Source organism: Saccharothrix luteola (assembly GCF_020859565.1).
GTDB classification, from domain to species: domain Bacteria; phylum Actinomycetota; class Actinomycetes; order Mycobacteriales; family Pseudonocardiaceae; genus Actinosynnema; species Actinosynnema luteola.
Genome location: NZ_JAJHUO010000015.1, coordinates 98,527 through 120,427, shown reverse-complemented (window position 1 = coordinate 120,427; position 21,901 = coordinate 98,527). Strand labels below are relative to the sequence as shown.

General features: G+C 72.3%; 20 protein-coding genes. 10 read left to right on the top strand and 10 right to left on the bottom strand.

All coding sequences use genetic code 11. The features are described 5' to 3' along the window. Positions 1-99: 99 nt before the first annotated feature. Positions 100-723 (bottom strand): helix-turn-helix transcriptional regulator, encoded by a 624-nt coding sequence (locus tag LNK82_RS21640; protein ID WP_230568855.1) that lies wholly within the window; start codon positions 721-723, stop codon positions 100-102. 171 nt (positions 724-894) lie between these two features. Here LNK82_RS21640 and LNK82_RS21635 point away from each other — a divergent pair, with 171 nt between their 5' ends. Continuing rightward, positions 895-2,157 (top strand): COG1470 family protein, encoded by a 1,263-nt coding sequence (locus tag LNK82_RS21635; protein WP_230568854.1) that lies wholly within the window; start codon positions 895-897, stop codon positions 2,155-2,157. Between the two features lie 174 nt (positions 2,158-2,331). On the opposite strand, the gene LNK82_RS21630 is transcribed toward LNK82_RS21635, so the two are convergent. From LNK82_RS21630 to LNK82_RS21620, 3 genes are all read right to left on the bottom strand, one after another. After that, the gene (locus tag LNK82_RS21630) at positions 2,332-2,499 is read right to left on the bottom strand and encodes a hypothetical protein (RefSeq protein ID WP_230568853.1); all 168 of its coding nucleotides are present in this window, start codon (positions 2,497-2,499) and stop codon (positions 2,332-2,334) included. Then, complete coding sequence (locus LNK82_RS21625) at positions 2,496-2,840, bottom strand: hypothetical protein (RefSeq protein WP_230568852.1); 345 nt, start codon at positions 2,838-2,840, stop codon at positions 2,496-2,498. The genes LNK82_RS21630 and LNK82_RS21625 overlap by 4 nt, the downstream gene beginning before the upstream one ends. Positions 2,841-3,153: 313 nt before the next feature. Next, complete coding sequence (locus LNK82_RS21620; RefSeq protein WP_230568851.1) at positions 3,154-4,707, bottom strand: extracellular solute-binding protein; 1,554 nt, start codon at positions 4,705-4,707, stop codon at positions 3,154-3,156. Positions 4,708-5,017: 310 nt separating this feature from the next. Here LNK82_RS21620 and LNK82_RS21615 point away from each other — a divergent pair, with 310 nt between their 5' ends. The 6 genes from LNK82_RS21615 to LNK82_RS21590 all read left to right on the top strand — a co-directional run bounded on the left by LNK82_RS21615 (position 5,018) and on the right by LNK82_RS21590 (position 11,686). Further along, entirely contained in the window at positions 5,018-6,448 is a 1,431-nt protein-coding gene (locus LNK82_RS21615) for a pectinesterase family protein (RefSeq protein WP_230568850.1), read from the top strand. 28 nt (positions 6,449-6,476) lie between these two features. Further along, on the top strand, positions 6,477-7,895 hold the full coding sequence (locus tag LNK82_RS21610) for an RICIN domain-containing protein (RefSeq protein WP_230568849.1): 1,419 nt from the start codon (positions 6,477-6,479) through the stop codon (positions 7,893-7,895). Between the two features lie 300 nt (positions 7,896-8,195). Continuing rightward, entirely contained in the window at positions 8,196-8,846 is a 651-nt protein-coding gene (locus LNK82_RS21605; protein WP_230568848.1) for an ABC transporter permease, read from the top strand. After that, positions 8,836-9,942 carry an ABC transporter ATP-binding protein gene (locus tag LNK82_RS21600; protein ID WP_308257246.1) on the top strand — a complete coding sequence of 369 codons (1,107 nt, stop codon included), beginning with the start codon at positions 8,836-8,838 and terminating at the stop codon, positions 9,940-9,942. The genes LNK82_RS21605 and LNK82_RS21600 overlap by 11 nt, the downstream gene beginning before the upstream one ends. Beyond that, positions 9,939-10,715 (top strand): ABC transporter permease, encoded by a 777-nt coding sequence (locus LNK82_RS21595; protein WP_230568847.1) that lies wholly within the window; start codon positions 9,939-9,941, stop codon positions 10,713-10,715. Before LNK82_RS21600 ends, LNK82_RS21595 begins: the two co-directional genes overlap by 4 nt. Beyond that, on the top strand, positions 10,712-11,686 hold the full coding sequence (locus LNK82_RS21590; RefSeq protein WP_230568846.1) for a glycine betaine ABC transporter substrate-binding protein: 975 nt from the start codon (positions 10,712-10,714) through the stop codon (positions 11,684-11,686). The genes LNK82_RS21595 and LNK82_RS21590 overlap by 4 nt, the downstream gene beginning before the upstream one ends. A gap of 7 nt (positions 11,687-11,693) precedes the next feature. On the opposite strand, the gene LNK82_RS21585 is transcribed toward LNK82_RS21590, so the two are convergent. Beyond that, a complete protein-coding gene (locus tag LNK82_RS21585; RefSeq protein WP_230568845.1) occupies positions 11,694-12,293 on the bottom strand; it encodes a cysteine hydrolase family protein in 600 nt (199 codons plus the stop codon). A 101-nt stretch (positions 12,294-12,394) separates the two neighbouring features. Continuing rightward, positions 12,395-13,225 carry an NAD(P)-dependent oxidoreductase gene (locus LNK82_RS21580; RefSeq protein ID WP_230568844.1) on the bottom strand — a complete coding sequence of 277 codons (831 nt, stop codon included), beginning with the start codon at positions 13,223-13,225 and terminating at the stop codon, positions 12,395-12,397. Between the two features lie 52 nt (positions 13,226-13,277). Between LNK82_RS21580 and LNK82_RS21575 the strand changes: the two genes are divergently transcribed. Together LNK82_RS21575 and LNK82_RS21570 are read left to right on the top strand one after the other, a co-directional pair. Next, positions 13,278-13,640 (top strand): MerR family transcriptional regulator, encoded by a 363-nt coding sequence (locus tag LNK82_RS21575; RefSeq protein ID WP_230568843.1) that lies wholly within the window; start codon positions 13,278-13,280, stop codon positions 13,638-13,640. Between the two features lie 83 nt (positions 13,641-13,723). Next, positions 13,724-14,470, top strand: a complete 747-nt coding sequence (locus tag LNK82_RS21570) for a dienelactone hydrolase family protein (protein WP_230568842.1) — start codon at positions 13,724-13,726, stop codon at positions 14,468-14,470. Positions 14,471-14,510: 40 nt separating this feature from the next. Here the strand turns inward: LNK82_RS21570 and LNK82_RS21565 are convergent, their stop codons facing one another. The 4 genes from LNK82_RS21565 to LNK82_RS21550 form a co-directional block, all read right to left on the bottom strand. Next, positions 14,511-15,746: an MFS transporter gene (locus LNK82_RS21565; protein WP_230568841.1), complete on the bottom strand. Its 1,236-nt coding sequence runs from the start codon at positions 15,744-15,746 to the stop codon at positions 14,511-14,513. A gap of 6 nt (positions 15,747-15,752) precedes the next feature. Further along, positions 15,753-17,012 (bottom strand): GGDEF domain-containing protein, encoded by a 1,260-nt coding sequence (locus tag LNK82_RS21560; protein ID WP_230568840.1) that lies wholly within the window; start codon positions 17,010-17,012, stop codon positions 15,753-15,755. Between the two features lie 262 nt (positions 17,013-17,274). Beyond that, on the bottom strand, positions 17,275-18,936 hold the full coding sequence (locus LNK82_RS21555) for an ABC-F family ATP-binding cassette domain-containing protein (protein ID WP_230568839.1): 1,662 nt from the start codon (positions 18,934-18,936) through the stop codon (positions 17,275-17,277). Between the two features lie 3 nt (positions 18,937-18,939). Then, positions 18,940-20,571, bottom strand: coding sequence for an ABC-F family ATP-binding cassette domain-containing protein (locus LNK82_RS21550; protein WP_230568838.1), 1,632 nt, complete (start codon positions 20,569-20,571; stop codon positions 18,940-18,942). 289 nt (positions 20,572-20,860) lie between these two features. Between LNK82_RS21550 and LNK82_RS21545 the strand changes: the two genes are divergently transcribed. Continuing rightward, positions 20,861-21,892: a DUF2330 domain-containing protein gene (locus LNK82_RS21545; RefSeq protein ID WP_230568837.1), complete on the top strand. Its 1,032-nt coding sequence runs from the start codon at positions 20,861-20,863 to the stop codon at positions 21,890-21,892. Positions 21,893-21,901 lie beyond the last annotated feature (9 nt).

Genomic DNA, 21,901 nt, shown 5'->3' with positions numbered 1-21,901 from the left:
CGTCTGGGGCGTGTGCGGAGAATCGTCGGCTGGCGGACCGCGCGGCGCGGAGGTCCCGGCGGGCACGGTCGGGGCACGGCGCCGGGCCGTTCGGGCAACTCAGATCAGGCCGTGCCGCATCGCGTAGCCGACGGCGTGCGCGCGGTTGCGCAGCTGCAGCCGGGTGGCGACCTCGTGCAGGACGTTCTTCACCGTCCGCTCAGAGAACGACGTCTTGGAGGCGATCTCGGCGGTGTCGAAGCCCTCCGACACCAGCCGCAGCATGTCCGCCTCGCGTGCGGTGAGCGTGGACAGCGACGGGCGGTCGGGGTCCAGCACGCTGCGCTGCAACCGGCCCACGTGGTCGAGCAGCGTGCCGAGCAGGTCGCCCGGCAGCACCGCTTCCCCTTTGACCAGCGCGGAAATCGTGCTCACGAGCCGGTCCTGGTGCGCCTCGGAGCGGCGGACCACCGCCGTCACGCCGCAGTCGATGGTGATCTGGAGGGCGTCCTGGTCGAAGCGCCCCACCACCAGGCCGACGCGCGTGGTGGCGGACTGCCTCAACCGGCGCAGCAACCGCGTCGTCTCCTCGTCCACCCCGTCCACCACCACGAGCGACACGACGGCGCGCGCTTCCTCGTCCGGCCGCACCACCTCGACCTCGGGCCGTGGCCGCAGCTGGTGCGTGATGCCCGCCCTCAGCACCGGGTCCTCGGCGTACACGGCCACCGGAATCCTGGTCATGACAACCCTCCTGTGGAACAGCCGGGCCGCACGGTGTCGGCTCGTCGTGACCATCGTGTGCCGGGGGCGGGCTCCGGGGCACCGGCGCGGGGCCCTTCGGTGCACGGGTTTGCCCGCACGGTGCCCTTTTCTCCCTGTCCGGGCCGGTGCGGCGTCCCTACCGTTCGTCGGGTGACCACAACGACCGAGTTCGGTCTCCCCACCGTGGTTGTCACGCCCGGTCAGGAGACCAGCACGACGATGACGGTGCGCAACGACAGCGACATAGTCGAGGCGTACGAGTTCGAGGTGGTGGGCGGGTGCGCCCCCTGGACCACCGTCGAACCGGCACGGCTGTCGCTGTACCCGGGGACCTCGGAGCAGGTCGCCATCGTGCTGCGCCCCCCGCGATCACCCGAGGTGCGCGCCGGCGAGGTGCCGCTCGGCGTGCGGGTGCTGCCCGCCGAACGGCCGGAGTCGGTGGTGGTGACCGAGACGACCGTGATCGTCGAACCGTTCGCGCACCAGCGGGCCCGGCTGATCCCCAAGCGCCGTCGCGCGTGGCGCAGCGCGCGCTACCGCGTCGAGGTGCAGAACAACGGCAACACGCCGACCGTCGTGACGCTCTCGTTGCCGGAAACCGACGACCACCTGAAGATCGCCGTGTCCACCGCACCGTCCACTGTGGACCCCGGAGCGAAGGCCGAGCTGGAACTGCGCGCGCGGGTGGCGAAGCTGCTGTGGTTCGGCAAGCCCGCGGTGTGGCCGGTGCGGCTGGACGCGGTGGCGCTGGCGGCGGACGAGCGGCACGAGCACGAGCTGGCCGGCGAGCTGGTGCAGCTGCCGATCCTGTCCAGGTGGCTGCTGTCGCTGCTGGGCGCCTTGGTGGCGCTGCTGCTGGCGTGGCTGCTGCTGGTGCGCCCGGCGGTGCTCAGCGCGGCACGGGAAGCGGCCGACGGGCGTGCCCAGGAGATCGCGCAGGCCGTCGAGCCGCAGGCGCCGGCCGACCAGCCCGGCGGCGCGCCGGAAGAGCAGCCCGCCGGCGAGCAGGGGCAGGGACGAGGCCAGGGGCAGGGCCGCGGCACGAGCGGTGGCGGCGAGCAGAGCTCGGGCACCATCGAGGTCCGCGCGAACGCCGGTCAGCGTGCGACCGGCACCTACGTCGTGCCGGCGGGCAAGGTCTTCCACATCACCGACATCGTGCTGGCCAACCACCAGGGCGACGAGGGCGTGCTGACGATCGCGTTCGGGGAGCGCACGATCACCGTGATCGCGCTGGAGACGTTCCGCAACCAGGACTACCACTGGGTGACGCCGATCGACATCCCGGAGAACGCCACGGTGACCGCGACGGTCGACTGCGCCCGGCCCGGCACGCCGGCGAGCGGCCGGCAGGCCCCGAACTGCGCGCAACTGCTCAACGTCAGCGGCGAGCTGGGCGACATCGCCGGCTGAACCCGACCTCGCGCCGCCGCGCCGGTGACCGCCGCGCACCCGTTGTGGTGCGCGGCGAACTCGTGCGTGGACGAACTTGTGCGGCGAACTCGTGAGCGGTGAAACCTGTGCGGGAACCCCTGTGTGCCGCCACGTGAACCGCGGACTCGGGCGTGGAGCACCCTCCCGCGCGGTTCACCGGGCGCGGCGGTTCCACTCGTCGAGCAGCGCGTCGATCCAGGCGAGCATCAGCTCGACCGCGGCGTGGTCGCCGTGGCCGCGGTAGTGGCGGAGGTCCTCGATGGCCGCGGCCAGCTCGAACCGCAGGTCGCACGACGCGATGTCGCTCTGCGTGGGGTTCACGGCTCACGCCGCGGCGCGTTGCGGGCGGCCATCCGGAACGCCTCGATGTACTTCGGCAGCTCGACCAGCGCGCGCTCCCACGTGCCCGCCATGATCTGCTCGGCGAACACGGTGTCGACCACGAGCCGGTCGACCTCCGGGGCGATGTCGTCGCCCGCCGCGCTCCGCAGCCGCCTCGACACCTCGGTCCGGTGCGCCCGCGACCGGACGACCTCCAGGGTCCGCTCCAGGCTCGCGATGACCCGCGCGGCCTCCGCCGGCTCCACCACCAGCCACCCCTTGGCCGCCAGGTCGAGGAACAGGTCGCCCGCGAACCTCTCGGGCGTGGAACCGTCCGCCACGCGACCTCCGTCCTCGTGGGACCACATCGCCTCGCACCTCCGCACCGGCACCGGGGCCGGTACCGGTCCTCCGGAACCCCCGTCCGCCCGGCGGCAGGGAGCCGGCTTGAGCCCACCACGGGGAACGGGTGCGCCGGAAGTCCGACGGGGCAGGTCTGCCCGTCCGTACCCGGGACGTGCCTCGCGATGGTCGACTCGGCGGCCCGCGTGCTGGGCCGAACGGGTGACAGGTCTGGACCTGAACCGACACAGCAAGGCGGGACTCCACCGTGCGGGTACGACACGGGTCACCCGTCCGAACGGCGTGTGGCCCTCACTTCCGGAGGATCTCCGCCAACTCCCTGGCCACGACGTCGGAGATGTCGTCCTGATCGGTCACCACGGTCTTGACGGCTTCGCGGAACTTCTGGCTGAACTCGGTGTAGTTGCGGGTCTTCGGCCGCAGCCCGGTGTTCTGCAACGCGGTCCGCACGTTCACCAGGTGCTCGCCCTCGGCCCGGTCGTACACCGAGTCCCGGGTCGGCGCGAACCCGCCGACCTCGGCGAGGATCTGCTGGCTCTGCGTGCTGGTAAGGAACTGGATGAGGGCCTGCGAGGCCTTCGGCTTGTCGCTGTGCGCCGAGATCGCGAGGTTCTGGCCGCCGAGCACGCTGCTCGCCCCGGACACGCTCGACTTGGGCAGCGGCGCGGTGCGGTAGGTGACGCCCGCCGCGTCCAGCTCCTCCCGCAGGTCGGTCAGCTGCTCGTCGGCGACCGCCCAGTTCCGCATGAACGCCGTGCGGCCGGCGGCGAACTGCTCGACGGCGTCGGTCGCGGTGGTGTCCTCGGGTCGCGGGTCGGCGAGGGCGACGCGCGGGGTGGTCGCCATCGCGTTGAGCTTGCGCATGCCCTCGTAGTCGTCCTCGGTGAACTGCACCCGGCTGCCGTCCGGGGTGAGCGTGACGTTGCCGTCCTCGGTCACCACCCGGCCTCCCGCCGCCCAGATGGCCTCCAGCGCCTCGACCATCAGCATCTCGTCCGAGAACTGCGCGGTGGTCGCCGCCTCCAGCTCGCCGAGCGCCTGGGTGGCGGGGACGCCGGAGTGCCCCTCCCAACTGGTCGGCAGGGCGAGGCCTTCGACGTCGGTGCGGTAGTAGAGCAGTCCGACGTCGGTGTTGAGCGGCAGCGCCCACAGCGGTCCGCCCACCTCTTCGCACGTACGCCGGACCGGTGTGACGAAGTCGTCCAGGCCGCCGGCGAGCTTCGAGCGGTCCAGTTCGCGGAGGTAGCCGTTGTCGATGAACTCCCGCATCCAGACCACGTCGAGGAGGTAGACGTCGGCTTTGTGCTCGCCGCCGTCTTCCACGTCGTTGACCATGCGCTCGTGCTGCTCCCCGGTCTCGCCCGCCGCGGTTTCGACCTTGACCGGGTTGCGCGGGTGGCTCTCGTTCCACTGCTCGATCACCGTGGTCCGCGGGTCACGGGGGCTCAGGTCCGTCGCCGTCATGAGGACGAGCTCACCGCTCTCCAGCGGTGGCGGCAGCAGCACGTAGCTGCCCAGACCGAGGAGGAGGACCGTGACCAGGACGGCCACCGCCTTCCTCGGCCTGCCCAACGCCTTGCGGACCCGGTCCGCCGCCGCGGGGAAAGGCCCGTCCCACTGCCAGAACTCCCTCACCGCGCGCGGCAGGGCGTTGATCAGCACGCTGGACAGGACCAGCATCACCGCGGTCGCGGCGAGGTAGGGGACGCCATCCGCCCGCCACCACTCGGCGACGTCCGCGACCAAGCGGGCCGACACCGAGGTGACCACGGCGGTGACCAGCACGAACAGGACGATGAGTGGAACTCGGAAACCGGGCCGCCGGTGGCCCGTCGACTCAGTCATGCCGCCCCCCGACCGAACTCGTCAAAGGAATTACACCGATTCGTGCGCGGTGTCAACGATGGTGAATATCAAATGCGACGAAATATCCGCAATAGTGCGGGAATGATTCCACGATGGCTGGAAATTGCATTCCACCCACAACGGCCGGAGATCGCACCCCCGGTCCGGCCGAGCGGGACCGCTCCGGTGGCGGGCGGCGCGTCGAACGGGATTCGAGTCGATGCCGATCTTGACAGTTCGACGGATCGCTACCAACACTACGACCGCCGGTTATGTTAACGCTCACATAGCGTCCTCGACGAGGAGGATCGTGAAACGACCACCATGGCTGTCCGGCCTGTCGAAGACCACCGCGGCCGCCGCCGTCGCCATCGCCGCGGCGATCACGGCTCCCGCACTCGCGGAGGCGGCCACGCCGGTCGCGGGCACCACCTACCAGGTCAGCGTGACGAAGAGCGGCAAGTGCCTGGACCTCGTCGGCGGCTCGACGGCCAACGGCGGTGTGGTCCAGCAGTGGAGCTGTTCGGGTGACAAGTGGCAGCAGTTCACCTTGAACTCGGTCGGGTCCGGTACGTATGCGCTGGTCAACGTGAACAGCGGCAAGTGCCTCGACATCCCTTCCGGCACCACGAACTCGGGTGTCCAGCTCCAGCAGTGGAGTTGTGCCGGGTCGTCCAACCAGCAATGGCGGTTGGTGCAGTCGGGCTCCGGCACCTACCAGATCGTCAACGTGGCCAGCGGCTTGTGCCTGGCCAACAAGGACGCGTCCACGGCGTCGGGCGCGCCGATCATCCAGGAGTCCTGCACCGCCAACACGAACAAGCAGTGGCTGTTCACGCCGGTCGCCACCGCCCAGCCGACCGTCGCGTCCGACGGCACCGGCCGGTACCGGACCGTGCAGGCGGCGATCGACGCGGTGCCGGCGAACAACACCGCCCGCGTCACGATCACCATCAAGCCGGGCACCTACCGCGAGGTGGTCACGGTGCCGTCGTCCAAGCCGCTGATCACGTTGCAGGGCCTGGGCGCGTCGCCGGCGAACGTCACCATCGTCTACCACAACTCCGCGGGCACGCACGGGACGTCGGGCAGCGCCTCGATGTTCGTGCACGGCCGGGACTTCACGGCGACGAACCTGACGATCGCCAACGACTTCGACGAGAACTCCACCTCCAGCGGGCACCAGGCGGTGGCGCTGCACCTCAACGCCGACCGCGCCGTGCTGCGCAACGTGCGGCTGCTCGGCGACCAGGACACGTTCCTGGTCAACGACGCCACCCGCGCGTACGTCCGGGACTCCTACGTCGAGGGGACCGTGGACTTCATCTTCGGCGGCGGCACGATCGTGTTCGACAACAGCGACATCTACGAGAAGCGCTCGACCGGCGGCCCGATCACGGCCGCGAGCACGCCCGCGACCAAGGCGTACGGCTTCCTGTTCCACAAGTCGCGGATCACCGGCGCGGCGGCGGCCGGCACCACGACCCTCGGCCGACCGTGGCGACCGGACGCCCAGGTCGTCTACCGCGAGTCCACGCTGAACGCGCTGGTGAAGACCTCGCAGCCGTGGACCGACATGTCGGGCAACAGCTGGCGGAACGCGCGGTTCTCCGAGTACCGCAACACCGGCCCTGGCGCGGGCACGGGCACGAACCGCCCGCAGCTCACCGACGCCCAAGCCGCGAACCACACCCCGCAGAAGTACCTCGCCGGCAGCGACGGCTGGAACCCGGTCGGCTGACCACCTTCGAGAGGCAGGCAGGTAACCCATGCGCTTGCACCGCAGGCGGTCGGCACTGACCGTCGCCGCCACCCTCGCCGCGATCGTCGTGGCCCCATCACCCGTTCAGGCGGCCACGCCGGTCGCGGGCACCACCTACCAGGTCAGCGTCACGAAGAGCGGCAAGTGCCTGGACCTCGTCGGCGGCTCGACGGCCAACGGCGGTGTGGTCCAGCAGTGGAGCTGTTCGGGTGACAAGTGGCAGCAGTTCACGCTGAACTCCGCCGCATCCGGTACGTATGCGCTGGTCAACGTGAACAGCGGCAAGTGCCTCGACATCCCTTCCGGCACCGCCGACCAGGGTGTTCAGCTCCAGCAGTGGAGCTGCGCGGGCTCGTCCAACCAGCAGTGGCGGTTGGTGGCGTCCGGCTCGGGCACGTACCAGGTCGTCAACGTGGCCAGCGGCTTGTGCCTGGCCAACAAGGACGCGTCCACGGCGTCGGGCGCGCCGATCATCCAGGAGTCGTGCACCGCCAACACGAACAAGCAGTGGCTGTTCACGCCGATCAGCGGACGCGCCTGGTCGAACACGGCGGACGGCTTCGCCGGCACCGGCGGCGGCACGACCGGCGGCGCGGCGGGCCCGACGGTCACCGTGACGACCTACGCCGACCTGGTCCGCTACGCCACGGCGTCCACGCCGTACGTCATCCGCGTCGACGGCGCGCTCACCGCCACCCCGTACGGCGCGGAGCTGAAGGTGGCGTCGAACAAGACCATCGTCGGCGTCGGCACCCGCGGCCACCTCGTCAACGGCGGGTTCTTCCTCGGCACGGGCGTGCACAACGTGATCATCCGCAACCTGACCATCCGCGACACCCGGATGGCCTCCGACGACCCCGACGACAAGGAGTTCGACTACGACGGCATCCAGATGGACGGCGCGCACCACGTCTGGATCGACCACAACACCATCACCAGGATGAACGACGGGCTGATCGACAGCAGGCTGGACACGTCCTACCTGACCGTGTCGTGGAACGTGCTGGCGCAGAACAACAAGTCCTTCGGCATCGGCTGGACGAGCAACGTCACGGCCCGCATGACCATCCACCACAACTGGATCAAGGACACCAACCAGCGCAACCCCAGCACGGACAACGTCGCCCTGGCCCACCTCTACAACAACTACCTGCAGAACATCGCCTCGTACGGCAACTACGCCCGCGGCGCGACGAAGATGGTCCTGGAGAACTCCTACTTCGACAACGTCAAGGACCCGTACTACAAGGACGACGCCGCGCAGCTCCGCCAGTCCGGCAGCGTCGTCGTCAACTCGACCGGGCAGCAGGAGTCCGGCGGTTCGGCCTTCACCCCGTCCTCCTACTACTCCTACACCCTCGACCCGGCCGCGAACGTGCCGTCCCTCCTGCGCACGTACGCCGGTCCGCAGGCGAACATCGGCTGACGCCGACCACGCGGTTCCCCGGCCGCCCTCCCCGGGGAACCGCGTGGTCGGACACCGCCACCCGGGATCGTCAGGTGATCGGCAGGTCGGCCGGCAACGCCAATGGGGCAGGATGGCGGTACGGTGCCGGGACCGCTCGGCGCACCCGGCTCCACCCTGACGTCGCCGCGCGGTGCGGACCGATCGTGCCGCGATGACGGGCCGCTGTGCACTGAGGACAGCGCTCGTCGGACGAGGGGGATGCCTTATCCGTCCTGTGTGGACCGAGACCGTCCTGGCCGGTGAACCGGAGGCCACGACGTGAACTTCTGGGAGTTCGTCCTCGACCGGTGGAACCGACTGCTGGTCGAGGCCCTGCTGCACGTCAGCGCCGTGGTGCAGTGCGCGCTGCTGGCCGCCGTGATCGGTGTCGGCATCGGTGTCGCGGTGTACCGCAGCCCGCTCGGTTCGACCGCCGCAACGGCGTTGACCAGCGCGATCCTCACCATTCCGTCGTTCGCCCTGCTCGGCCTGCTGATCCCGGTGCTCGGGCTCGGCGTGCCGCCGACCGTGGTCGCGCTCGTGCTGTACGGGCTGCTGCCGGTCGTGCGCAACACGATCGTGGGACTCGGCGGTGTCGACCCGGCCGTGCGCGACGCGGCACGCGGCGTCGGGATGAGCAGGGTGGGCGTGCTGACCAGGGTCGAGCTGAGGCTGGCCTGGCCCGCGATCCTGACCGGGACGCGGATCGCCACCCAGATGCTGATGGGCATCGCCGCGATCGCCGCCTACGTCCGCGGGCCCGGCCTCGGCGTGGAGATCTTCGCCGGCCTGACCAGGGCGGGCAGCGCGAACGCGACCAACCAGGCGGTGGCGGGCACGCTCGGCATCGTCGTCCTCGCGCTGGTCCTGGACGGGATCTTCGCGCTGATCGGCCGCTACACCGTGTCCAGGGGGATCCGTGGCCAGTGAGATCCGGCTCGTCGACGTGACCAAGCGCTACCCCGGCGTCGAGGCGCCCGCGGTGGAGTCGGTCAGCATGACCATCCCGGCGGGGGAGACCGTGGTGCTCCTCGGCCCGTCCGGGTGCGGCAAGACCACCACGATGCGGATGATCAACCGGTTGATCGAGCCCACGTCGGGCCGGATCACCATCGACGGCGAGGACACCCTGTCGTTGAACCCCGACGAGCTGCGCCGCGGCATCGGGTACGCGATCCAGCAGGCGGGGCTGTTCCCGCACCTGACCGTCGGCCAGAACGTCGGCACGGTCCCCGGCCTGCTCGGCTGGGGCCGCCGGAGGGTGTCCGACCGGGTGGACGAGATGCTGGACCTGGTCGGGCTCGACCCGGCCGAGTTCCACGACCGCTACCCGCGGCAGCTCTCCGGCGGCCAGCAGCAGCGCGTCGGCGTCGCCCGCGCGCTCGCCGCCGACCCGCCCGTGCTGCTGATGGACGAGCCGTTCGGCGCGGTCGACCCGATCACGCGCGGCAACCTCCAGGACGAGCTGATGCGGCTGCAGTCCGAGCTGCGCAAGACGATCGTGTTCGTCACGCACGACTTCGACGAGGCGGTCAAGATCGGCGACCGGATCGCCGTGCTCGGCCCCCGGTCGCGCCTGCTCCAGTACGACACGCCCGAGGCGATCCTGGCCAACCCCGCCGACGACACGGTCGCCGGTTTCGTCGGCGCCGGCGCGTCGCTCAAGCAGCTCAGGCTGCGCCGGGTGCGCGAGGTCGAGCTGAGCCAGGCGGTGACGGCGTCGGTGACCGACCGCCCCGCCGACGTCGTCCGCAGGCTCGCCGCGTCCGAGCACCGCCACGCGTTGCTGCTGGACGCCCGCAACCGGCCGGTGAGCTGGGTGCGGGGCCCGGGGGAACCGCGGCCCGTCGGCGACTCGGTGACGCTCCAGTCGACGCTCCAAGACGCCCTGGAGGCCATCCTCACCGAGGGCGGCGCGGCGGTCGTCACCGGCTCGCGCGGCGAGTACGTCGGGCTGGTCGAGATGGACGCGGTGATCGGCACGGTGCAGAAGCTGCGCGACGAGCACGCGGAGGCGGACGCGTGACGGCCGCGACCGAGGTCCGGACCGCCGCCACCACTTCGCCGCAGCGGGCCGAACGGCTCCGACTGCTCCTCCAGCCGGTCGTCGTGGTGGCGCTGGTCGGCGGCGTGCTGCTCTGGGCGTTCACCCGCGACCTGGACTCGATCGAGCGGCAGAGCCTCAACGCCGCCGCGCTGGCGTCCGCGACCTGGGACCACCTGGTGATCAGCCTGGTGGTGACCGGGCTCGTCCTGGTCGTGGCGGTGCCGCTCGGCATCGTGCTCACCCGCCGGTGGGCACGCCGGTCCGCGCCGCTGTTCCTCGGCATCGCCACGATCGGGCAGGCCTCACCGGCGATCGGCATCCTGGTGCTCTTCTTCCTGGTCTCCGGCCTGGAAGGGCTGTGGGCGGCGGTGCTGCCGATCGCCTTCTACACGCTGCTGCCCGTGCTGCGGAACACCGTGGTGGGGCTCCAGGGCGTCGACCCGGCGCTGGTCGACGCCGGTCGCGGCACCGGCATGTCCGCCGCGACCGTGCTGCGGCGGATCGAACTGCCGCTGGCCGTGCCGCTGATCCTGGCCGGGCTGCGCACGGCGCTGGTGCACGCGGTCGGCGTGGCCACCCTGGCGGTGTTCGTCAACGGCGGCGGCCTCGGGCTGCTCATCGACACCGGCTACAAGCTGGCCAGGGTGCCCGTGCTGATCACCGGCGCGGTGCTGGCGGTCGGTCTCGCGCTGCTCGTGGACTGGCTGGGCGCGCTCGCCGAGACCTACCTGGGACCGAAAGGGCTGCGATGAGGCGGATCACGCGACTGGCGGTCGTGGCGGTGGCGCTGCTGACGTCCGGCTGCGGGCTGGAGTCGTCGTTCGCGCTGCCGTTCGACGTGGGACCGGGCTCGATCCGGCCGGTGCCCGAACTGGCCGGGGTGGAGGTCGCGGTCGGTTCCAAGGACTTCACCGAGAACCAGCTCCTCGGCTACATCGCCGAGGTCGCCCTCGTCGCGGCGGGCGCCGAGGTGCGGGACATGACCAACATCCAGGGCTCCAACAGCTCACGCCAGGCGTTGATCACCGGTGACGTCGACCTGTCCTGGGACTACACCGGCACCGGGTGGATCAGCTACCTGGGCCACACCGACCCGATCCCGGACGAACAGGCGCAGTACGAGGCGGTCCGCGACGCCGACCTGGCCCGCAACGGCCTGGTCTGGCTGGACTACTCGGCGATCGACAACACCTACGCCTTCGCCGTCACCGAGGAGTTCGCGCGCGCCAACGGCCTGCGGACCACGTCGGACATGGCCGCGCTGATCGGCCGCTCGCCGGAGAAGGCCGTGTTCTGCCTGGAGACCGAGTTCGTCAGCCGCAACGACGGGTTCCCGGGCGTAGCCAAGGCTTACGGCTTCGACGCCGCCTCGGCGGAGGTCAAGACCTTCGGCACCGGCACGATCTACACCGCGACGTCCACGGGGCTGTGCAACTTCGGCGAGGTGTTCACCACCGACGGCCGCATCGTCGCGTTGAACCTGGTCGTGCTGGAGGACGACCGGAAGTTCGTCCCCCGGTACAACGCCGCGGTCGTGCTGCGTCAGGACTTCCACGCCGCGCACCCGCAGGTGGGCGAGGTGCTGGCGCCCGTCGTGGCGAAGCTGGACAACGACACGGTGCGCGGGCTCAACGCGGAGGTGGACGTCGACGGCCGGGACCCGGCCGCCGTCGCCCGCGACTGGCTGGTGCGCGAGGGGTTCGTCTCGCTGCCCGCGTCCTGACGTCGTCTCAAGACCGCGCGTGCAGGAGTTCCAAGGCCTCGCTCGCGGTCAGGCAGCCCGCCGTGGTGAGTTCCAGGTTCGCCAGGGACGCGGCGTGGGCGGCGTCGTCGGCCGCGGTCACGCAGTCGCTGACCACGTGCACGGTGAAGCCGAGGTCGGTGCCGTGGCGCGCGGTCTGCTCGACGGTCAGGTTGGTGGCCACACCGGTCAGGAACAGCGTGTCGACGCCCCGCTCGGACAACCGGGCGGCCAGGTCGTTGCCGGCGAGGCCGGAGAGCTTCTGGTTGTCGACCACGGTCGGCGTGCCGCCCGCCACCTCCGCGATCAACCGCACACCGGGCGCGTCCGGCCGGAACGCCTCCTGCGCGTCACCGACGGCCCGCATGAAGCCGGTGTTGCGCACCAGCCCGCCCTCGCCCTCGGGAATGGTGAACCTGGTGAAGAACACCGGGACACCGGCCGCTCCGTGGAAGCGCGCCGCCCGTTCGACGACGCCGCTGCGGGCCACGGGCTCGGCCAGCATCGGCCCGAAGAACCCCTCCGGCTTGATGACGTTGACCTGCCAGTGCAGCGCCAGCACCGCTGCTCGCCGTGGATCGAGGCTCATGGCACTGATCCTGCCCCGCCCGTCGGACGTGGGTTCCGAGGGGGCTGCTTCCCGGTCGACGCGGCGTGCCGAGGGCTACACCCGATCGACCCCGCAGTGGATCAGGGCACGGCGAGGCGGGAGAAGCCGGCCGAGCCGTGCCCGGCGTCGATCGCCCGTCGCACGGCGGCACGCCCGGCGCTGAGGACGCCGTCGTCCAGGCCGTTCGCCCGGACGGTGTCGATCACGTCGTCCAGGATCGCCGCCGCCGAGACGAGGGTGGAGGCGTCGCCGGGGAAGTGGTCCGCGGCGACGTGCTCGGCGACCACGTCGACGAGCCCGGGGAGCAGGCCTGCCATCACCTTCGCGTGCCCGGCGAGCTCGGCCGGGGTGATGTGCTCGGCGGCGGCCAGCCGGAACGCGTGCACCACACCGAACATCGACGTCCAGAACAGGTCCAGCAGCGACACGTTGAACCCGGCCGCCCGTCCGGGGTCCGCGCCGACGTGCGTCCCGTGCTCGCCGAGCGCGGACAACGTGGCCCGGTGCGCCCGGTAGACGTCCTCCGGCCCGCTGTAGAGCAGTGCTGCCTCAGGTCCGCCGACGACGCCGTTCAGCAGCACGCCGTCGAGGTAGTCGACGCCGTGCTCCGCCGCCCACGCGGCCATCTCGCGGGCCTGCGCCGGCGAGCCGCCGGTGAGGTTGACCAGGGTGCGGCCCTTCAGCGCGTCGGGTTCGAGCACCGCTCGCACGGCCTGGTAGTTCAGCACGCACACGACGACGAGAGGGCTGGCGGTGATCGCTTCGGCGGCGGTGGCCGCCGTGGTGGCGTCGAGGTCGTTCCCCTTGCCCGGCGTGCGGTTCCACACGGTGGTGGGATGGCCGGCGGCGGCGAACGCGGTCGCCAGCGCCCGGCCCATCGGTCCGAGTCCGAGGACGGTCACGGGTGTCATGGCGGCTAAGCTAAACCTTGACATCGGCGTCAGAGTCAAGTCGGGAGCCGGGGTGCGGATCGGGGAGTTGTCGCGACGGACCGGCGTCAGCGAGCGCTCGTTGCGGTACTACGAGGAACACGGCCTGCTGCGCCCGGAGCGGCGGCCGAGCGGCTATCGCGCGTACCGCGACGCGGACGTGGCGGCGGTGCGCCGGATCAGGGTCCTGCTCGCGGCCGGGTTGAGCATCGCGCAGATCGTGCAAGTGCTGCCGTGCGTGGTTGACGACGACGACGGCCGGTTGGTGCCCGACTGCCCCGAGCTGGTCGACGAGCTGGTCAAGCAGCGGGACCGGATCGGCGAGGCCATCGGTGAACTCGAAGCGACCCGCGGCAACCTGGACGTGATCATCGCCGCCGAACGGCGAGCGGGCTGACGCCGGCAGCTCCCACCGCCGCGGGCCTGGCCGCCCGGGTAATCGGCTCGCCACGTCAGCGGGAACGCCGGTTCAATGCCGCCATGCGCATCACCTCGGACACCGCCGCCGACGGCATCCGCGAGCGGCTCTTCACCATCGGGGAGATCCCCGGGGTGCTCTGGACGCCCGCCGAGGGCTCCGGTCCCCGTCCGCTGGTCTTGATCGGGCACGGCGGCGGCGGGCACAAGAAGGGGTGGGAGGTCGTCTCCCGAGCTTTCCCCTACGTCACCTCGTGCGGCTTCGCGGTGGCCGCGATCGACGCGCCGGGTACCGGGGACAGGCCGGCGCACCCGGAGATCCGGCGGCTCGTCGCGGTCATCCAGGCACGGGAGGCAGCGGGCGAGCCCTTCGGCCCGGCGTGGCCCGAGCTCAACGACACCGTGGCGGCAGAACTCGTACCCGACTGGCAGACCACCCTGGACGCGCTCCAGGAACTGGACTCCGTAGGCAAAGGCTCGCCCGTCGGGTACTACGGCCTGTCCCAGGCCGGCGAGATGGGCATCCGCCTCGTCGCGGCCGAACCCCGGATCACGGCCGCGGTCCTCGGCCTCGTCGGGAGCGACTGGCTCGTCGACACGGCGGCGCGGATCACGATCCCGGTCGAGTTCGTGCTGCAGTGGGACGATGAAGGGAATCCGCGGGACTCCGTCATGAAGCTGTTCGACGCGCTCGGTTCCACCGAGAAGACCTTGCACGCCAACCCCGGCAGCCACTTCAGAGTCCCGTCCTTCGAGATCGACAGCTCGATCCGGTTCTTCGCCCGGCACCTGGGCAGCCCTGGGCGCTGAGACGGCATGAACGCCGCCGGGCGTCGCATCGACGAGATCCTCACGGGGTGACGGTCCGCCCCACACGGGTGGCCCCGCTGCGCCGCCACAGCACGCCGACGCCCAAGGCCGCCAGCACGCCCAGCACGCCGCCGGCCGCGACGACCTGGTGCGGCGGCACGTGCTCGGCGGCGAGCCCGGCGGCGGCGACCCCGAGCCCTTGGGCGATCTTGAGCGCGGTCACCGCCAAGCCGTAGACCTGACCCCGGGCCTCGTCCGGCGTCCACAGGGCGAACGTCGGCGAGGCGATGGCGTGGTAGCTCGACGCGGCGCCGGACGCCACGAACAGCAGTACCAGGACCGGCAGGCCGGGGTGCAGGAAGCAGACGACCAGCGGCGCGCTGGTGGCCACCGCCAGCACGGGCAGGGCGCGCAGCTGGGCGGCTTCCGGGCGGGTGGCGACGACCAGGCTCGCCAGCGCGCACCCGGCCGGGTAGGCGGCGAACAGCAGCCCGGCCGCGACCGGCCCGCCGCCGAACTGGTCGGCCAGCGGCACGGCCAGCGCCTCACCGCTGATGTAGAACGCGGACAGCGACGCGAAGCAGATCAACGCGAGGAGCCTGCGGTCGCGCCACACCAGGGTCGCGCCGGCCGTCATCGCGCGCCACCACCCGGGCCGCTCCGCGCCGCCGCCACCGGGCGCGGGCCGGCTCTTCACCCACCAGGCCACGGCGGCGGCCGACACCGCGAACGACACGGCGTCCAGCAGCAGCACACCGCCCGTGCCCACGGCGATGACCAGGACCCCGCCGGCGGCGAACCCGGCGACCTGGGCGGCCTGGCTCACGGTGGACAGCGCGGCGGCGCCCGCGCGGAACGCGGGACCGGGCAGGACGTGCGGCAGCAGCGCCGTCCGGGCCGGCACCGCGGGCGCGCCGGCCAACTGCAGCAGCACGAGCAGCCCGCACACCACCGGCCACGGCAGGACCGGCACGGCCATCAGCGCGACCAGCACGGCGCGCACCAGGTCGGAGCACACCATCACGGCGCGCCGCGGGTACCGGTCGGCCAAGCCGGCCAACAGGGGACCGCCGATCAGGTCGGGCAGGAACGTCAACGCGTAGGTGATCGCCGCCCACGCGGGCGAGCCGGTGTCGCGGAACACCAGCACCGTGAGCGCGACCCGGGCGAACTGGTCGCCGATGGTGGAGACGGTGTGCGCGGCGAACAGCGCCCGGAACTCGGTGGAGGCGAACACCTCGCGGTACCGGGCCCGCCCGGCGTCCTGGTCGACCATCCGGGGTCAGCCGGCGGTCCCGGCCGGCGCGGTCTCCACCCGGTCCCGACCGTTGTTCTTCGCGCGGTACAGGGCGGTGTCGGCGGCCAGCAGCAACTCGTCCACGGTGCGGCCGTGCACGGGGAACACCGCCACGCCCAGCGACGCGGTGATCCGCAGCGCGCCGTCGACACCCACGGCCGCGCCGGGCACGTCGGTCAACGGCTCGCGGACCGCGGCGCGGATCCGCTCGGCGACCTGCCGGGCGTCGGCCGGGTCGGTCCCGGGCAGCAGCACCACGAACTCCTCGCCGCCCCACCGGCCGACCAGGTCGCCGTCGCGGACCTGGCGGCGCAGCTCGGTGGCCACGGCGCGCAGCGCGTGGTCGCCCGCCAGGTGCCCGCGGGTGTTGTTGATGTCGCTGAAGTGGTCCAGGTCGAGCAAGAGCACGGCCATCGGCACGCCGGTCGCCGCGGAGCGGGACAGCTCGGAGGAGGCCCGCTCGGTCCAGGCCACCGAGGTCAGCGTGCCCGTCTTGCCGTCGACCCGGGCGGCGGTGCGGTAGACCGGCAGCAGGAGCCCCAGGTGCATCCCGAGCATGGTCACCACCAGCACCGGCACCACCCACGGCGCCGTCACCAGCACCACGGCCAAGCCCGTGCCCAGCCCGATCGACGCGGCGATGACCAGCTGCTGGCTCAACGGCCCCAGCACGTCGCGGCCCGGCCGGACCGGAGTGGACAGCAGGATCGCGCCCACCACCAGCGCGAGGTTGACGAGCCAGTACGCGACACCGGCCGCCACCAGGGCGCCCAGGTCGACCGGGCCGGTCAGCTGCGCGGCGTGCGCCGGCGCCGGATCGGGGTGCACCGCCAGCAGGATCGCGCCCGCCGAGAAGCAGGCGAGCAGCACCGTGGCGGCGGAGAAGACCTTGCGGTGCAGCGGGCTGCGCCGGTAGATCCGCACCCACCCGTAGCCGTAGCTCACCGCGACCAGCCCGGCCAGCAGCGGCGGCGGCAGCACCAGCACGCCCGCGAACAGCCAGATCGACTGCGGGTGCGCGTACGGGCTGCCCTCGGCCGCCACCTCGCGCACCCGTTCCAGCCCGCGCGCCGCCTCGAAGTGCACCACGGCCGCGCCGGCCAGCACCGCGAACCACACCCAGTGGCGGCCCGTCACCGGCGTCAACGTCACCACGGACGCCACCGCGACCACCGCCACGGCCTCGACGCCCAGCACGTACGCCAACACGGCACGCGGCAGCCGCCACAGCGACCACTCGCGCAACCACCGCAGAGGGGATGCGCGCTGTCGTCGACTGCCAGCGACCATATGGGTGTCACCGCCTCACTACCAGGTGATGACACCGTAACCAAGCCCTCACACAGAGTCGAGCACCCCGGGAGAGCACATGAGCACCGTCACGATCACCACCGGCAACGGCCGCCCCAACGACTGGCGCACCGGCCGCCCGAACGACTGGCGCCGCTGAACACCGCCGGCCCGGCCGCCACCCCCGCACGCGCGGCCGGGCCGCCCCACTCCCGCGTCACCCGCCCTCGTCCACGACCACCGGCCCGACCTGCGGCGTTCCGGTCGGCACGGGGTCGACGCGGATCTCGGCGCCCGACCACCGCGACCGCAGCCTCCGGTCGTGGCCGGCGAGCACGATCGCGCCCGGCCCCGGCCCCAGCGCGTCCTCCAGGTCGTCACAGAGCGTAGGCGAGAGGTGGTTCGTGGGTTCGTCGAGCAGCAGCAGTTCGGGCGGGTCGGCCACGACCAGCGCCAGCCCGAGCCGCCGCCGCTGGCCCACGGACAGCTCGCCGACGGGCTTGTCCACGTCCCACTCGTGCAGCAGCCCCAGGGAGACCAGCGGAACGGACTCGGCCCGCGCCGTGCCGAGCACCGCTTCGTACGTCTCCCGCGCGGTGCGCCCGGGCCGGTCGAACCGGGTGTCCTGGCCGAGCAGGTCGACCCGGAGCCCGGGACGCCGCCGCACGCCGGCCGGTTCGAGCAGGCCCGCCAGCACGAGCAGCAGGGTGGACTTGCCCGCGCCGTTCGGGCCGGTGACCAGCAGCCGCGCGCCGGCGGGTACGTCGAGTCGGGCGACCGCGAGCCGTCCGGGCACGCGCACGTCGCGCAGGGACACCAGCACCTCGTCGGGCGACTCGTCGGCGAGTGCGTCCGCGAGGACGTCCGGGTGGAAGCGCAGCGGCCTCGGCGGCGCGGGGACCTGCCGTCGTTCCAGCTCCTCGAGCCGGCGCGTGGTGTTGCGCACGCGGCGCGCGATCTGGTTCTGCACCCGGCCGGCCCGGTGCCCGTAGCCCATCTTCTCGTTGTCGCGCGGGGCCCGGTTCGGCGCGACCTGGCGCGTCGTCACGCCGAGCGCGTCGCGCAGGGCGGCGAGCGCTTCCTGCTCCGCGGTGTAGCGCTCCTGCCAACGTGCCCGTTGGGCACGTTTCTCGGTCAGGTAGGCGGTGTAGTTGCCCCCGTAGCGCACCGGGCCGTCCGGCGCGGGATCGAGGTCGATCACGTCCGTGCACACCGCGTCGAGGAACGCCCGGTCGTGGCTCGCCACCACGACGGCGCCCGGCAGGCCGCGCAACTGCTCCTCCAGGAAGCCCGCCGCGTCGTCGTCGAGGTGGTTGGTCGGCTCGTCCAGCAGCAGGGCGGACGGCCTGCGGACCACCAGCGCCGCCAGCGCCAGCCGCGCGCGTTGGCCACCGGAGAGCGAGGCCAGGGCGCGGTCGTGCGCGACGTCGTCCAGGCCGAGCCCGGCGAGCACGATCTTCGCCCGCCGGTCGGCGTCCCACGCCTCGTGCCGCTGCGCGTGGTCGAGGCGCTCGGCGTAGGCGGCGAGGAGGTCCGCGTCGTCCGGGGACCCGGCGAGCAGGCCGGCCAGCCGGTCGAGCTCGGCGAGGTCCTCACGCGCGCCGGCCAGCGCGTCGTCGAGCACGTCGGCGACGGTGGCCTCCGGGTCGAACGACATCTCCTGGTGCAGGTAGCCGAGGTCGGCCGGTCGCTCGACGCGGCCCCGGTCGGGGTGGTCCACGCCCGCGAGCAACCGCAGCAGCGTGGACTTGCCGGCGCCGTTCTCGCCGATAAGGCCGATCCGACGGCCCGGCGCCGCGGTGAGCGAGACACCGTCGAGGACGCGCCGGCCACCGAGGAGGCGCACGACGTCGTGCGCGAGCAGTGCTGCTTCGACCACGGTTCAGCCCGCCGTCGGCTCGTCCAGCAGCCGGCCGTCGGCGATCCGGAGCCGGCGGCCGATCCCGATCTCGGCGAGGAACCGCTCGTCGTGGCTGACGACGACGAACGCGCCCTGGTAGGCGTCGAGCGCGCGTTCCAGCTGCCCGGTGCTGACCAGGTCGAGGTTGTTCGTCGGTTCGTCCAGCAGCAGCAGTTGCGGCGCGGGTTCGGCGAACAGGACGCAGGCCAGCGTGGCGCGCAGCCGTTCGCCGCCGGAGAGGACGCCGACCGGGAGGTGCGCCCGGGAGCCCCGGAACAGGAAGCGCGCGAGCAGGTTCATCCGCTGCGCCGGCGGCATCGCCGGTGCGGACGCGGCCAGGTTCTCGGCCACCGTGAGCGTGCCGTCCAGCAGGTCGAGTCGCTGCGACAGGTAGGCGATGCGACCGTCGGCCCGCTTCACCTCGCCGCCGTCGGGCTCCAGGTCGCCGTGGATCATCCGCAGCAGGGTGGACTTGCCGACGCCGTTGCCGCCGGTGAGCGCGATCCGCTCGGGCCCCCGGATGGCCAGGTCCACGCCCTCGCCCGTGAACAGCTCCCGTTCGCCGTGGCTCGCGCGCAGGCGTTCGCCCAGGAAGAGCGTCCGCCCGGCGGGCACCGCGGTCTGCGGCAGCTCCAGGGAGATCTTCTGCCCGTCCCGCAACGCGCGCTCGGCCTCGTCCAACCTGGCCTTGGCCGCGTCGACCCGCGCCGCGTGGGTCCCGCTCGCCTTGCCCGCCGACTCCTGGGCGTTGCGCTTCATGGTGCCGGCGAAGATCCTGGGCAGCCCCGCGTTGCCGAGGTTGCGCGCGGCGTTGCTCGCCCGGCGCGCGGCGCGTTCGCGCGCCTGCTGCATCTCCCGCTTCTCGCGCTTGAGCTCCTGCTCGACGTTGCGGATGTTCTTCTCGGCGACGTCCCGCGCGGCCTCGACTGCCCGCTCGTACTCGGTGAAGTTCCCGCCGTGGTAGCGGACCTCGCCGCCGTCGATCTCGGCGATCCGGTCCACCCGGTCGAGCAGGGCGCGGTCGTGGCTGACCACGAGGAGGCAGCCGTGCCAGTCGTCCAGCACGTCGTAGAGCTTGTGGCGCGCGTCGAGGTCCAGGTTGTTGGTCGGCTCGTCCAGCAGCAGCACGTCCGGCCGCTTGAGCAGCTGGGCGGCCAGGCCGAGGGACACGACCTGGCCGCCGCTGAGCGTGTCCAGGCGGCGGTCGAGGGCGAGGTCGCCGAGACCGAGCCGGTCCAGCTGGGCGCGGGTGCGTTCTTCCACGTCCCAGTCGTTCCCGATGGTGGTGAAGTGCTCTTCGGCGACGTCGCCGGACTCGACGGCCGCCAGGGCGCGCAGGACCGGTGCGACACCCAGGACTTCGGCGACGGTCGGCTCGCCGGTCAGTGGCAGGTCCTGGGGCAGGTAGCCGAGCACGCCGTCGACCACGACGCTGCCCGCCGACGGCCGCAGCTCGCCCGCGATCAGCTTGAGCAGGGTCGTCTTGCCCGCGCCGTTGGGCGCGACGAGACCGGTGCGGCCGGTCGGGACGGTGCAGGACAAACCGTCGAAGATGGGGGTGTCGTCGGGCCAGGAGAAGGACAGGCCGGACACGACGACGCAGGTTTCGGACATGGGTGTGAGACCTCGGAGGTGATGCGGGCAACGCGACTGCCCAAGAGGAAAGGTGGACGACTGGGACGGCCACGGCGCTGCTGCCGGTGGCCGATCACATCCGGGGCTCACCCGGAGATGTCGTCTTCACCAATCACGTCGAGTCTCCTTCACACGGCTCTCCGACTGCACGATAGCAAACCCCGGCGACCGCCGCCGGGAACCGGCCGGGAAGGAGGCCCTTCCCGCAGATCAAGACCGGGCGGCCGGATGGCGGAACCCGGTGGTCATCCGCCGCGTCCGACCGGGCATGGCAACCGGCCGAATGGCGACCCGGATCTCAGTGGTGCTCGCGCTCGCCGCCACGCTGGTGGCGGTCGACCCCGCGATGTCCGGTGCGTGCGCCTGCGGGGCGTTCGTCGCGAACGACAAGCTGCGCGCGCAGCAGGAGACCGCGCTGGTGGAGCTGACCGGCCGCACCGAGTCGATCACCCTCTCGGTGCAGGCGCGGTCCGAGGCGACCCAGGCGGCGTTCCTCATGCCGGTGCCCGCGCGCGCCCGGTTCGAGCTGGCCGAGGGCGAGCTGTTCACCGAGCTCGACCGGATCAGCCGCCCGGACGTCGAGGTGCGGCGCGTGGTGGTGGACGGTAACGGCGCGGGCGCGCCACCGGGGTCCGACCGCCGCGCCACCGTCGTCGACCACGTCGAGATCGGCCCCTACGAGGTCGCCCAGCTCGCCGGGACCGACGCCACCGCCGTGACGGAGTGGCTGGGCGACAACGACTTCACGCTGCCCGACGCCCTCGGGGGCGCGCTCGGGCCGTACCTCGCGGAGGGCTGGCTCATCGTCGCCGTGCGCCTCGCGCCGACCTCCGGCAGCCTCGCCGACGGCCTGCCGCCGATGCGGCTGGCGTTCGAGACCGACACGCCGGTCTACCCGATGCGGCTGTCCGCCACGGCCGAGGGCAGGCAGCCGCTGCGCCTGTACGTGCTGGCCGACCACCGGGTCGACGTCACCAACCCGGCGCCCGAGGGCAGCGCGCCCGACCTCACGTTCGCGGGCGAGGTGCGGCCGGACCCGCAGTACCCGACGTTGTCCGCGATGCTGACCGGCCCGCGCTTCCTGACCCGCTACGACGCGGAGTTCCGGCCGGCGCAGATCACCGACGACATCCGCTTCACCCGTTCGGCGACCGACGAGCCCCACCGCGCGGTCGTCGTGGTGGTCGAGTACGTCCGCTCGTCGTGGCCGCTGCCCGCGTTGCCGCTGACGCTCCTCGGCTTGGCGCTGGCCGTCGGCGCGGTGGTGCTCGTGCGGCGTCGCCGGCCGGTCAAGGCGTGACGGCCGGCG

Excerpts from the sequence above, each read along its gene's own strand:
- LNK82_RS21640 (WP_230568855.1), bottom strand. The coding sequence starts at position 723 with ATGACCAGGATTCCGGTGGCCGTGTACGCCGAGGACCCGGTGCTGAGG.
- LNK82_RS21620 (WP_230568851.1), bottom strand. The coding sequence starts at position 4,707 with ATGACTGAGTCGACGGGCCACCGGCGGCCCGGTTTCCGAGTTCCACTC.
- LNK82_RS21610 (WP_230568849.1), top strand. The coding sequence starts at position 6,477 with ATGCGCTTGCACCGCAGGCGGTCGGCACTGACCGTCGCCGCCACCCTC.
- LNK82_RS21590 (WP_230568846.1), top strand. The coding sequence starts at position 10,712 with ATGAGGCGGATCACGCGACTGGCGGTCGTGGCGGTGGCGCTGCTGACG.
- LNK82_RS21585 (WP_230568845.1), bottom strand. The coding sequence starts at position 12,293 with ATGAGCCTCGATCCACGGCGAGCAGCGGTGCTGGCGCTGCACTGGCAG.
- LNK82_RS21580 (WP_230568844.1), bottom strand. The coding sequence starts at position 13,225 with ATGACACCCGTGACCGTCCTCGGACTCGGACCGATGGGCCGGGCGCTG.
- LNK82_RS21570 (WP_230568842.1), top strand. The coding sequence starts at position 13,724 with ATGCGCATCACCTCGGACACCGCCGCCGACGGCATCCGCGAGCGGCTC.
- LNK82_RS21565 (WP_230568841.1), bottom strand. The coding sequence starts at position 15,746 with ATGGTCGACCAGGACGCCGGGCGGGCCCGGTACCGCGAGGTGTTCGCC.
- LNK82_RS21550 (WP_230568838.1), bottom strand. The coding sequence starts at position 20,571 with ATGTCCGAAACCTGCGTCGTCGTGTCCGGCCTGTCCTTCTCCTGGCCC.
- LNK82_RS21545 (WP_230568837.1), top strand. The coding sequence starts at position 20,861 with ATGGCAACCGGCCGAATGGCGACCCGGATCTCAGTGGTGCTCGCGCTC.